The sequence below is a fragment of the Pandoraea cepalis genome, assembly GCF_902459665.1.
GTDB lineage: Bacteria > Pseudomonadota > Gammaproteobacteria > Burkholderiales > Burkholderiaceae > Pandoraea > Pandoraea cepalis.
The window spans coordinates 1-12,629 of record NZ_CABPSL010000035.1 but is presented as its reverse complement, the minus strand read 5'-3'; the positions used below and the strand labels follow the sequence as shown (position 1 = coordinate 12,629).

The following is a 12,629-nucleotide window of genomic DNA, read 5'->3' as shown; positions in this document are numbered from 1 at the left end:
ACTTCTTCATCTGCAGAACTCCCTCTTAACGAGAAAATTCTACTTCTCCCAGCGCCGGTTTGCGGGGGGCATTACCCGAGCACCTGACCTCGCCCGATCAAATGAAATCGGCCGTGAAGGGTGCAGGTTATGGCGTGGACGTGACAAACGCGGCTCACGGTCAAAAATCCCCGGGAGGCTGCTGCGGCTAACGCATTTCAGCACGAGGAGCGAAAGTGCATGAAAACGGGTAGCGCGGAGGCACGATGAAAACGAGCGTTATTGCAGTGCCCGACATGCTGTCGGTGCTGACCGTGGACGAAGTGGAAAAGCGGTTTGGCGACGTGCTGGGTGTTCAAAGCGCTATGGTGAACTACGCTGCGAGAAACGTCACGGTGCGCTACGACGAGACCCTACTCGAAGTCGCCGACATCAAAGTACTTGTGCACGAACGAGCAAACCACTCCGAAGGCGAGCCTCACCCTAAGGATGACAGCGAAGACGAGCCCGCACATAAGCATGACGTAGTACCAACGCTGGCGCCGCCATCCGTGTCAACGCCTGAACCCGCTGCGCCAACAGCTGCCCCGATCGCGCCCGCCGCTTCGGTAGGTGACAAACCACAAGAGCAATCGGCGCAGGACGCGTCGGCGTTGGAACCGGTAGTCGCTGCACCGAAACATGCGCCGGACGCGTCACCGTCCACAACCGCCGCCGAGTCAAAGCCACTCCAAGACGCACCTGTTGCAGCCGTCGGGGTCGCGCCCGCGCCGACGCCTCCCGCGCTTGGCGGCCACAAGGATCACAAGAGCCACAACGGCGACGCGGCATTGGGCGCGCAGCCCGCGATGCCGGCAGATATGGCGCATGAGATGGGCCATAGCGGCACTGATCTGCAACCAATGGTGCGTGACATGCGCAACCGTTTCTGGATTTGCCTGATCTTCGCGGTGCCGATTTTTATCTACTCACCGATGAGACTTTTTACGCCGCCTGCCCCGCCATTTAAGCTAAACCTTGGCCTGTGGTTGTTTGGCTTAGCTTCTCTCGCCATCCTTTATCCAAGCTGGCCGTTCTTCGTCTCCGCTTGGCGGGCACTTAGGAAAGGCGTCCTGGGCATGGCGGCGCTGATCGTTTTGAGCGTGGGTACCGGGTATCTGTTCAGCGTTGGCAGTACGTTTTTCTTCAACGGGGGAGGACAATTTTTTGAGGCCGTAGCTGTCCTGCTGGTTTTCATCCTGCTTGGCCATTGGCTAGAAATGCGCGCGCGTGCGGGGGCGTCGTCCGCCATCAAGGCGCTAATGAATCTCACTCCGGCGAAGGCTTCTGTTATCCGCAACGGCGCCGAGGTTGAAGTTCCCACCTCGGAGGTGCTGGCGGGCGAGATTGTCGTGATACGGCCGGGCGACAAGATTCCGGTCGACGGCACAATAGAGACCGGCGAATCGCTCGTCGACGAGTCGATGCTGACTGGCGAATCGATGCCGGTCCAGAAGCGGCCGGGCGCGACAGTGATTGGCGCGACTATCAACAAAAGCGGCAGCTTCCACTATAAGGCAACCAAGGTCGGCGCGGACTCGGCGCTCGCGCAGATCGTAAAACTGGTGCAGGAAGCACAGAACTCAAAGGCTCCGGCGCAACTGCTCGCCGACAAGGCCGCGCAATGGCTGGTGATTGCTGCGATTGTTGTCGGGCTTGCGACCTTTGCGGCCTGGTTCTGGTGGATCGGACAGCCGCTGCTATTCGCTGTGACCATGACGATCACAGTCTTTGTTATCGCCTGTCCGGATGCATTGGGACTCGCGACACCAATGGCGATCATGGTAAGTACCGGCCTCGGCGCCGCGAACGGCATTCTGTTCAAGAACGCTTCGGCGCTCGAAGACGCAACCAAGCTCAATGTCATCGTCTTCGACAAGACCGGGACGCTCACAGTCGGTCAACCGGAGGTCGTGGAGATCGTCGTGGCGGACCGGGTCACCGAGGACGTGGTATTAACAGCCGCTGCAGCGGTCGAACAGGGCTCTGCGCATCCGTTGGCGCAGGCAATCCTGCGCCGGGCGGCGGATCTCACGGTCGCAGCGCCGACGGGATTTGAGAGTCTTGACGGCATGGGTGCGCGCGCCGAGACGGCCGGCGGAACAGTGTTCCTAGGCAACCGATTGCTGATGGATACGCAACAGCTTGCACTCGGCAGCCTGGACGCTCAAGCGACCCGCCTGCAGGGCGACGGACGCACTGTCGTCCATGTGGCTCAGGCAGGGCGCGTGATTGGCCTCATCGCAATCGCCGATGCAATCAGGCCCACCACCAAGGCGGCGGTGGCAAAGCTGCGCGAACAAAAGATCGAAGTGGTCATGCTGACCGGCGACAACGCGGCTACGGCTAAGCGCATCGCAGCGGATATCGGCATCGATAACGTGTTGGCCGACGTGTTGCCAGCGCAGAAAGCCGAGAAAATTAAAGAACTGCAGGCCAAGCGGAAAAAGGTCGGCATGGTAGGTGATGGTGTCAACGACGCGCCGGCGCTCACCCAGGCGGATGTGGGGTTTGCGATTGGTGCCGGCACCGACGTCGCTATGGAGAGCGCCGATGTCGTTCTGATGAAGAGCGACCCGTATGACATCGTCGGCGCGATCGAACTGTCGCACGCAACCTTGCGCAAGATGCATCAGAATCTTTGGTGGGCGGTGGGCTACAACGTGATCGCGTTCCCGCTCGCAGCAGGCGTTTTGTACCCATTCGTACTGAGTCCGGAGGTCGCAGCAATGTCGATGTCCGGCAGTACCCTCATCGTGGCGATCAATGCGTTGATGCTGAAGCGCACCAAACTGGCAGGTATTCGTCAACCTAGCAAGACAGCAGTGCCGGGCACGCTCGGTGCGGCAGCGACACCCGATCAGGTGAGTCCCCTGCGGTAGCGGCATCCGATGCATGGTTCCGGGACTCTTGGCCGAGAAGCGAAAGCCATAGCGCGTAATATGTCCGGCGTGTTTGGTTGATCTACATCAACCGGAACGACACTGAAACACCTATGCTGTGATTAGCACGTTGCCTGCTGGCAGGGTAATGCGCATGCGGCGTCAGTTCCTTGCGTCCCTGACCGAGAAGGCTCGCCGGCCCGAATGCGAAAATTTTATGAATATCGTTTTCCTAAATAAATTCCTGAAATGCCGGAGATACAGAATGCGAAGAATCCTACTGGCATTGCTTTCGCTCGTTGCGTTCAGCTTGGCCGGCTGCGGCTATAACACCTTTCAGTCCCAGGACGAACAAGTCAAGTCGAGTTGGTCTGAAGTACTCAATCAATATCAGCGGCGCGCCGACTTGGTACCAAACTTGGTCAACACAGTCAAAGGCTACGCCAACCAGGAACGGGACGTGTTTTTGCAGGTGACCGAAGCACGGGCTCGTGTAGGCGCGATTCAGGCGACACCGGAGCTCGTCGAGAATCCGGACGCATTTGCGAAATTCCAGGCGGCCCAAGGCCAACTGACAGCCTCGCTTTCCCGGCTACTGGTCGTCGCGGAAAACTATCCCCAATTGAAGTCCGACGCGAATTTTCGCGATCTGCAAGCCCAGCTGGAGGGGACGGAGAATCGCATCACGGTCGCCCGCAACCGGTACATCAAGGCCGTACAGGAATACAACACAACGGTGCGCTCGTTCCCGAGCAATCTCACCGCCAAGGCGTTCGGCTATAAGGAAAAGGCCAATTTTTCCGTGGTCAATGAAGCAGAGTTGGCCAAACCGCCGCGCGTCGATTTCGGCACGACTCCGGCGAGCTCCCAGCCGTCGACGCCGGGAGCAACCAATTGAATGCGATTAAGGCCATTCTGCTCGCGCTAATCATTGGAATCACCGGTTTGGGTTCCCCGAACGCTACAGCACAGATCGCCGTCCCGCCGCTAACCGCGCGCGTGACCGACCAGACTGGCACGCTCACCATTGAGCAGGCGGCCGCGCTGGACCAGACGCTACAGGCCTTCGAAAGCAGAAAGGGGACGCAGATTGCGATCCTGATCGTTCCAACCACTGAGCCGGAGACCATCGAGCAATATTCGCTGCGGGTCGTGGAGCAGTGGAAATTGGGGCGTAAACAGGCCGACGATGGCGCGTTGCTTATCGTCGCGAAAAATGACAGAACCTTGCGCATTGAGGTGGGATACGGCCTGGAAGGGGCGCTCAATGACGCGACGAGCAAACGCATTATCAGCGAAGTCATCGTGCCGCGGTTCCAGCAAGGTGACTTTTACGGCGGCATTGCAGCGGGTGTCAACCAGATCGTCGGGGTGGCGGACGGCGAGCCGTTGCCGGCACCCAAGGCAAAGCCTGATGGCAGCATTGCAGATATTCAGCAGTACGCTCCCGTCATTTTTATTCTCGTGGTCGTCGTGGGGGCGGTGCTGCGTTCCGTGCTGGGTAGATTCCCGGGCGCGCTTGTAATTGGCGGGGCCGCGGCTGTTGTCGCTTGGTTGTTTGCCGGGGTGCTGCCCATTGCATTGGGTGCAGGCGTGATTGCGCTCTTGTTCACCTTGATTAGCGGGGGGGGAGGCGGTATGGGCGGACGCGGCATGGGTAGTCTTCATGGAGGGTACGGCGGTGGTGGTGGTTTCAGCGGTGGCGGTGGCGGTGGTGGCTTTGGCGGCGGCGGTGCGTCGGGGAGATGGTAGCGATGAGCATCAAACGCATAGCGAAGCATCTCATGATGACCCACTGGCAAGTCAACCGGGCCTTTCCCCGCGGAACTATGATCGCAATAGAGAAAGCGACCAAAGCGAGCGAGACCTCACACCTCGGAGAAATCCGTTTCGCGGTGGAAGGCGCGCTGCACAGCACCCCGCTCTTCAAGGGGCAGTCCGCGAGAGAACGCGCCATCGACGTATTTTCGCAATTGCGGATATGGGACACAGAGCACAATAACGGTGTGCTGATTTATCTGTTACTCGCTGACCGGGCCGTGGAGATTATTGCTGATCGCGGGATTCACGCGAAGGCGGGCGCTCGGGAATGGGAGAATATTTGCCGCAAAATGGAAGCTGCCTTTAAGCAGGGGAACTACGAATCCGGTGTGGTCAGCGGTATTCAGGCGGTGACACAGCATTTGATGAAACATTTCCCCGCTGTCGGCAATGATCGGAATGAATTGCCGGACAAACCGGTGGTGCTGTAGCCAACCAATTTGTCGATCGCGCCGGCCCGCGCACCTGCCGATCGGGTCGCCTATTCGGGCAATCCCCAGTCGTTGGCGGCACACATGGGGCGATCCTCGATAATGATGGGCTCGCGCCATGAGGACTCGAAAGGAAATGAATATGGCGAACGTCAATCCAGCAGGGCCCGGCACCACGAGCCACTCACATCAACATGATGCCGCGCAGAAAGCCGCAGCGGCGAGCGGTACCCGTTACACCTGCCCGATGCACCCTGAAATCGTGCGCGATGCGGCGGGCAGTTGCCCGAAGTGCGGCATGACGCTGATACCGATACGTGATGCCATCCCGCGGGCCGCCGAATATACCTGCCCCATGCATCCGGAGATTCGTAGCCCACAGCCTGGCAGTTGCCCCAAATGCGGAATGACGCTAGTGCTGGTCGCAGGCACAGGAGAAACGGACGATTCTGAATTGCGTGAGCTCACGCGTCGGCTATGGATCGGTGTCGCGTTTTCGATCCCATTGGTGGTGCTCACGATGTCGCCTATGGTCGGTATCCACGATCTGTTTGGCCTTCAGCCACGGCCCCGCGGCTGGGTCGAGTTTGTGCTCGGCACGCCGGTCGTGCTGTGGGTCGGTTGGCCAATTTTGCGAAAATTCTGGCTGTCGATCGTACACCGCGCGCTCAACATGTACACGTTGATCGGGCTAGGTGTTGGGCTCGCCTACATATTTAGCCTCGCTGCGGTACTGGTGCCTGGATGGTTTCCGCAGGAGTTTCGAGAGCACGACGGTGCGGTAGGTACTTATTTCGAGGCAGCGGCCGTGATCGTGACGCTGGTAATACTAGGCGACTTCCTGCAGCTGCGTGCGATGGGTCAGACCAGCCAGGCAATCCAGCAATTGCTGAAGCTTGCCCCCAACCTTGCTTGGCGGTTGCGTGACGACGGTGGCGAAGAACAGGTGCCGCTGGAAACCGTCACTGTTGGCAATCGCCTGCGCGTTAAGCCGGGCGAGAAGGTGCCAGTGGATGGCACAGTACTAGAAGGTACGAGCAGGGTGGACGAATCGATGATCACGGGCGAGCCCGTGCCGGTCGCCAAGACTGCGGGCGGCAAAGTAACCGGTGCAACGGTAAACGGAAATGGCTCATTGCTTATTCGCGCCGAGCGTGTGGGCGCAGACACGCTGCTGGCGCGTATCGTTCACATGGTGGGAGAGGCACAACGCACGCGCGCGCCGATCCAGCGGCTCGCCGATACTATCGCAGCATATTTCGTCCAGATTGTCGTAGTCATCGCCATCGTGACGGCGCTTGCATGGTGGTTCTTTGGTCCGGAGCCAAAGTTTGGATACGCGTTCCTGAATGCCGTTGCCGTGTTGATCATCGCCTGTCCTTGTGCCGTTGGTCTCGCCACGCCTATTTCGATGACCGTCGCCATGGGGCAAGGCGCACGCGTCGGAATCTTGTTCCGCAATGCCGAGGCGATCGAGCGCATGCGTGACATCGACACGCTGGTGGTGGATAAGACCGGCACGCTGACTCTCGGTCATCCAGCGTTGACTGATTTTGTTACCGACGGCATTCCAGAAAATGAAGCGCTTGCGCTGGTCGCAGGAGTAGAACAGCTTTCCGAGCACCCGATAGGGCTTGCGATTGTCGAGGGTGCACGGGCGCGCGGACTGACTCCGCAGTCTGTCGGAGCATTCGAGGCAATTAACGGCCTTGGCGTGCAAGCGGATATCGATGGTAAGCGCGTGCTTGTAGGCAGCGGTGGTTTTCTCACGCAGTGCGGCGTCGATACGCAGCATTGGGAAACGCGTGCGGAAGCCTGGCGTGCGGAAGCAAAAACAGTTGTGTTCTTCGCTGTGAATGGTATTGCCGCGGGCATCGCTGCGGTGGCCGATCCGATAAAGGACAGTACGCAGGGCGCGATTGCAACGCTAAAAAAATCGGGCGTTCGCGTCGTGATGCTGACCGGTGATTCGCGCAGCACGGCAGAAGCGGTTGCCCGGCAGCTCGGCATCGATGAAGCACTTGCCGAAGTGTTGCCTGAGGACAAAGCCGGTCATGTGAAGCGCTTGCAGGCGGAAGGGCGCAAGGTCGCAATGGCGGGAGACGGAATCAACGATGCACCAGCGTTGGCGCAGGCCGACGTCGGTATTGCCATGGGTACCGGCACCGACGTGGCGATGGAAAGCGCAGGCGTAACGCTGGTAAAGGGAGACCTGCGCGGCATTGCGAGCGCCGCCGTGTTGTCGCGTGCCACGATGCGCAACATACGCCAGAATCTCGCTTTCGCGTTCGGCTACAACGCGCTAGGCATCCCGATTGCGGCCGGCGTTCTCTACCCGGTTTTTGGCTTGCTGCTGTCGCCGGTCTTCGCCGGTGCGGCCATGGCGCTGAGCTCGGTCTCCGTAGTGACCAACGCGTTGCGCCTTAACCGCATCAAGCTGTGACCAGCGCGCAACAACGAATCTCACGACGACTTATCACTACGATCATGGGTCAACGCATATTGCCCGTGTGGCCCAGCGAGTAACGCCCCGGTTGCGGCCAGACGGTTAGACCATGGGGTTCCATGCCGACTGGAATCGACGTGACAGCACCGGTCGTCGTGTTGATTGCGTACACGACGTCGTCGAAGCGGCCCGAGAGCCACAACATCTTGCCGTCAGCACTGACATTGCCCATGTCCGGGCTGCCACCGCCCGGAATCGGCCAGGTCGTCAGGACTTTGCGCGTAGCAAAATCGATGACCGACACACTGCCTTTGCCGTGGCGCGGCCCGTGAACCAAATTCGAACCGCGATTCGCCACGTACAAGTGCTTGCCGTCACGACTCGGATAGAGCCCGTGCGTACCGACGCCGGTCGGGATGAAGCCGGTCTTCGTAAAGCTGTCGCCATCAACCAAAAACACGCCGTCGGCCATCATATCGGCGACGTAAAACACCTTGCCATCCGGCGCGACGCGGATGTCCTGAGGCATGCCTTTCTTGTCGAGTTGCAGGTAGCCCGCGACCGTCCGATTCACCATATCGATCTTCGCAAGACGTCCGCCGAACTCACAGGTGAAGAGTGCGTATTTTCCGTCAATCGAAAAGTCCGCGTGGTTGATCCCCTTGCACTCGGGCACGGATAGGCTGGATTTCAGCGCCATGGTATGCGGATCGCGGAAGTCAAGCCGCGCATGCGCTTCCGCCACGACGATGGCTTCCTTGCCATCGGGCGTGAAGTACATGTTGTACGGATCATCGACCATCGCTTCCTCGCCGGGCTTGCCCGTCTTCGGGTTAATCGGCGTGAGGCTGCCATCGGTGCGGCCTTCGGCATTGTTCGCGACCCACAGCGTCTGCAAATCCCATGAAGGGACAACGTGTTGCGGGCTGTAGCCGACGCGATACTTGTCGACCACTTTGAGCGTTGCCGGGTCAATCACATACACGTCGTTCGAGCGAAGATTGGGCACATAGACCCGGGGCAGCGCGCCGGCAACCGCTGGACTGAGGTCGCCCGCACCCGCTTCGCTATATAGGTTAGTGGCGTCCACCACGGGCGGCATGCCCGGCACGGTGGCAATGGCCGACGCGGCCGACGCCGCTTCGGCAGAACATAAGCCGGCCATCGCAAAACTGACCAACGAGGCGAGACGCAATAGGTGACGAGAACACAAATGCATGACAAATTCCGTTATTGATTGAAGAGGTAGTTCAAAGCTGTTGCCGAAAAGAGCATCAACGTCCGGCGGTATCTTTCCTGATCGCATCGACCGTTCGCGACACGATCACGTCGATGCCGAGTTGTCCGAGCGCCGCGGTCGAGCGCCGCGGGTCGCCCCCGTAGACGCCATCGGCAGCTTCGAGCTTGGGTGCGTTTTTCAGCTCATCCAGTCGCACCATTTGCGGTGCGACCGCGAGCAGCAGGGAGGTATCGGCAAGTCCGGCGTGCGTGCCGATCTCGTCGTCCCGAAAGCCATGCTCGCGGAGGATTTGGTTATAACCTGTGGAACTGGTGTCGTAGTACTCGGCAGGGACGAATGCGCGAGCATCCGAACCCGCCCAGCTCTTGTTGAGTTGCGAGACGACGCGGCGAACATCGCCCTGATAGCCGCCATGATCGCCAAGGAAGATGATGTTCCGGAAGCCGTGGACCTTGAAGCTGTTCGCGGCCGACTCCAGCGTCTTCTCGAACACGTCGTCCGGCACGGTAATCGTGCCGGGGAAGCGCATGTGCGAAGTTGGGGGGGCGTAGCTTCCCTCCGGCACATACGCGATTACCGGCGCTACGATTGCATTGCCTAGTTCTTCGGCGATGCGTTGCGCAAGTATTTTCGCGCGCACGTTGTGTTTGCCGACCGCGACGTATGGACCGGTTTGCTCTGTTCCACCGATCGGAATGATGAGGGTCGTTTTGCCCGCATGGATCTCGTCACGGATCTCAGTCCACGTCAGATCCTCGAGCTCGACGGTTTTGGGGGGCTGCGCAAATACGGTTTGCATGGCACCGAGTAAAATGACGGTGCCGAGAGCCCGTCGTAGGGGAAAACGCATGAATAGTCCTCGTAGAAAATGCATATTGAGTGTTGGGAGAGTGTTTCGGAAGCGCTGATGCAGGAACCTAGCGATACAGCATTGGAATCGACACGCCCAGGTTCTTCGCGACTTCTCTGGCCGGTACTCCCCTGGTCAACGTCTTCCTGGCAGAGGCTCTCTAGATGTCGGTCATGCTGCGTTTCGCCCGCCCGTACGGCCGACGAACCTGGCGATAGCCAGAGCTCGGTGCGGGTGCGCTGCGCAATCAGTTCGCGCTCTGTCTGTGCAAGACTGGCCATGACGTGAAAGAAAAACCTGCCGGCCGGCGTGCTGGTGTCAATGCCGTCAGCCACGCTCCTGAAATGCACCTTGTGTGTTTCCAGTTCGCTCACCAGGTCGACCAGCCCCTTGACGCCACGGCTCAGTCGGTCGGTTTTCCCTACGACAAGTGTGTCGACTTCGCGCAAGACTTCCAGTGCGGTTTGCAGTCCCGGATGATCGGGGAGCAACCCGCTCATCCGGTCTTTATAGATCTTCTTGCAACCTGCTTTCATGAGCGCGGCGATCTGTAAGGCGACGTTCTGGTCCTGGGTTGAGACGCAGGTGTAACCGACCAGCATTTCAATGCTTCAGGTAATTTGAGTAAGGCACCACGCGCGAGAGCGCCATAGGGAGCGCGCGTCCGTAGCTGATAACATTCTGATATCCCGCTGTCAGCGAGTAGAAACGAGAATAGCATATCGAGACCGTGCGACGCGGGGCGTGAAGGTGCTTCCTGAGCAGCTTGCGCATCAGGCGCTTGGCCGCGTGCCGGTCGCGCCGGCTTTGCACTCGCACGTCGGGCGCCGCGCCATGCTGGTCTAGCGCGCGCCAGGACGGTGGACCGGATACGCCGGGCAATGCCTCGGCCGAACTTCACCGCCCAGCGTCACACGGTCTCGTATGTGAGTTAACAAACAGGCGATCAGTTTGCCCAGAAATTTCATGAATTAATTGTAGGTGATATAACAAGGCAATGCAGCGGTCCCCGCGGCTGTTGCAACCCTCGATGGCGGGTGATTGGTGCTGGCGCAGTGCATCTGGTGGCACGTGAGTGCGCCTATTCGATTGACGACTGCGTGTACGGGACAAACATATTTGCAAATAGTCCTCGGCACGTTTCCTCCATGACCCATCTTGGGACAAACATTGCGTACCTTATGTGTTTCGCCAACAGATTGTTTTTATTAGAATCGAGAGGACAAACATATTTGTAGCTATTCATCTGTAGCAAGTTCTAACAGTTATCCTTAAAGTGCCTGCAAAAGTTATCCTTAAGACCTTCGGACCGACCGGAAACCCCGGCGGGACGGGGCTTAAGGGCAACTAATAGCACTAGAGTTCAGCACCTCAGGAACACCGTCAACGCGGGAAAATCTCCCTCTCCGTTGGCGCACGGCGCCCCCGCCGGACCCTGGCCTCTCTTCCACGGTCGGGCCTTCCTCCTACTTCCCCTCCCGTTTTTCCCGCCATTTCTCCCGGCATCGTTTCCTGGTTGCCGTTCCGTGCTGCCACTGCGTCGGAGGTCACTGGCTTACCCACAGCCGTTGCTGAGGTGCAACTGAATCGCGCGCTATGCGCGCTGGATTTGTCGTCCGCGCGCAGACGACTTTCCCTGAAAAACTGGAGAATTCCTGCGCGCAACGGGGTATTTTCGCCCCGAACTCGGCGCAAAATCATCATCCGGAGGGACAGGATAAGCGTCGTATGATAGGCTCGGCGCATTGGCTAGTATCATTCAAAAAGCCTTATAAACAAGCTTCTGAGAGAGGGTATACGTGTGAGACGGCAAACTCGCGCGTCGGGGAATGGCCGTGCTGTGAAGCAAACCGGCGCGAACACGGGGCCCGACCTGGTGTCGCTCATGCGGGATTTCGCGAGCGATGAGAAGGCCGGCGTGAATGCCAGTTTGGGCTTCACGTACCAGCACTGGTATGCGGCGTTGCTGGCCATCGAGCGTTTCGGCGCGATGGACGATTACCTCATCATCCTTGAGTTCAAGGAAGACGTGGCCATTGTCGATTCCTCTGGCCAGCCGTCCCGAGCCGAATTCCACCAGGTCAAGAAAAACGAGCGGTCCGGTAGTTGGACCTTGGCCGAATTGCTTGCGAGCGGCGCCAAGAAGTCTGGCGAGAAGACGCTATCGACCATGGCGAAGCTGGTCTCACGTCGGCATCAGTTCCACCCGCACCCTACCGTTCTTTGGTTCGCATCCAACGTCGGGTTCAAGCTTCCTCTTGAGGAGGGTGCGACGCCGCGCATGACGCACAACGCCAACTTACTGGACGTCTGCGGCAGTGAGCTTTCGACGCTTCGGGCCGCGCTCGCCCGAGAGCTCAATGTCGACGAAGCCGACATTGCGTTGGACGATTTCCGTCTTATTCGGACGGGGCTACCGCTTGATGACCCTCATCGTTTCGTCGCCGGCGCCTTGGCTGAGCTTTCTGAGCAGAAGAAGCTCCCGTTTGAATTGAAGCGGCCGGTGCTCGGCGCACGGATGGTGGCCAATCAATTTGCCCAGGCCGGGAGCAAAAACAGTTACGCCAAGACGTTCGAGCAACTCCAGGCGCGTGGCGTTTCGCGTCGCCAGGTCGCCGACATTCTGGTGCAGGTCGAAAACTTCAGGCAGGAGAGCAGTCACGACATCCTGAAGGCCTGCTTCACTCGACTCGACGCAGAAGCACACGACTACGAGACGCTGGACGAAGCGAAGTCGGAAGTGGTTCGTGTCTGCGCAGACCTGACCAACCGGACCAACATCGAACTGCGTGCTGTGTGCGTCGCGTTGGCCGGCGTTCGCGATGCATTCAAGCAAGCGAACCGACGCTTTGCGCAACTTGGCGGTAAGCGGCTAGCAAACCCGTCTTGACGGATGAGGTTTCAACGGACGGCAGGCGTCCAACGGTGCGGCAGCAGATCA

Annotated in this window: 9 protein-coding genes and 1 pseudogene; 6 read left to right on the top strand and 4 right to left on the bottom strand. The window is 59.1% G+C overall.

The window, feature by feature from the left end; genetic code table 11:
• The first annotated feature begins 245 nt into the window (after positions 1-245).
• The 5 genes from PCE31106_RS23685 (at position 246) to PCE31106_RS23665 (ending at position 7,595) form a co-directional block, all read left to right on the top strand.
• Positions 246-2,900: a heavy metal translocating P-type ATPase gene (locus tag PCE31106_RS23685; protein ID WP_150564869.1), complete on the top strand. Its 2,655-nt coding sequence runs from the start codon at positions 246-248 to the stop codon at positions 2,898-2,900.
• A gap of 265 nt (positions 2,901-3,165) precedes the next feature.
• Positions 3,166-3,798, top strand: coding sequence for a LemA family protein (locus PCE31106_RS23680; RefSeq protein ID WP_150564868.1), 633 nt, complete (start codon positions 3,166-3,168; stop codon positions 3,796-3,798).
• A complete protein-coding gene (locus PCE31106_RS23675; RefSeq protein ID WP_150564867.1) occupies positions 3,795-4,652 on the top strand; it encodes a TPM domain-containing protein in 858 nt (285 codons plus the stop codon). Before PCE31106_RS23680 ends, PCE31106_RS23675 begins: the two co-directional genes overlap by 4 nt.
• A 2-nt stretch (positions 4,653-4,654) precedes the next feature.
• The gene (locus tag PCE31106_RS23670; protein ID WP_150564866.1) at positions 4,655-5,152 is read left to right on the top strand and encodes a TPM domain-containing protein; all 498 of its coding nucleotides are present in this window, start codon (positions 4,655-4,657) and stop codon (positions 5,150-5,152) included.
• A 142-nt stretch (positions 5,153-5,294) separates the two neighbouring features.
• Positions 5,295-7,595 carry a copper-transporting P-type ATPase gene (locus PCE31106_RS23665; RefSeq protein WP_254441305.1) on the top strand — a complete coding sequence of 767 codons (2,301 nt, stop codon included), beginning with the start codon at positions 5,295-5,297 and terminating at the stop codon, positions 7,593-7,595.
• Between the two features lie 49 nt (positions 7,596-7,644).
• On the opposite strand, the gene PCE31106_RS23660 is transcribed toward PCE31106_RS23665, so the two are convergent.
• The 4 genes and pseudogenes from PCE31106_RS23660 to PCE31106_RS24670 all read right to left on the bottom strand — a co-directional run.
• Positions 7,645-8,763: a YncE family protein gene (locus tag PCE31106_RS23660; protein ID WP_254441309.1), complete on the bottom strand. Its 1,119-nt coding sequence runs from the start codon at positions 8,761-8,763 to the stop codon at positions 7,645-7,647.
• Between the two features lie 109 nt (positions 8,764-8,872).
• On the bottom strand, positions 8,873-9,688 hold the full coding sequence (locus PCE31106_RS23655) for a creatininase family protein (protein WP_150564865.1): 816 nt from the start codon (positions 9,686-9,688) through the stop codon (positions 8,873-8,875).
• Entirely contained in the window at positions 9,586-10,290 is a 705-nt protein-coding gene (locus PCE31106_RS23650; protein WP_254441304.1) for a recombinase family protein, read from the bottom strand. Before PCE31106_RS23650 ends, PCE31106_RS23655 begins: the two co-directional genes overlap by 103 nt.
• Before the next feature lie 148 nt (positions 10,291-10,438).
• A pseudogene (locus PCE31106_RS24670) lies at positions 10,439-10,595 on the bottom strand (DDE-type integrase/transposase/recombinase); the annotation flags it as partial.
• A gap of 933 nt (positions 10,596-11,528) precedes the next feature.
• Here PCE31106_RS24670 and PCE31106_RS23640 point away from each other — a divergent pair.
• Positions 11,529-12,578, top strand: coding sequence for a dsDNA nuclease domain-containing protein (locus PCE31106_RS23640; RefSeq protein ID WP_150564864.1), 1,050 nt, complete (start codon positions 11,529-11,531; stop codon positions 12,576-12,578).
• Positions 12,579-12,629: the final 51 nt, after the last annotated feature.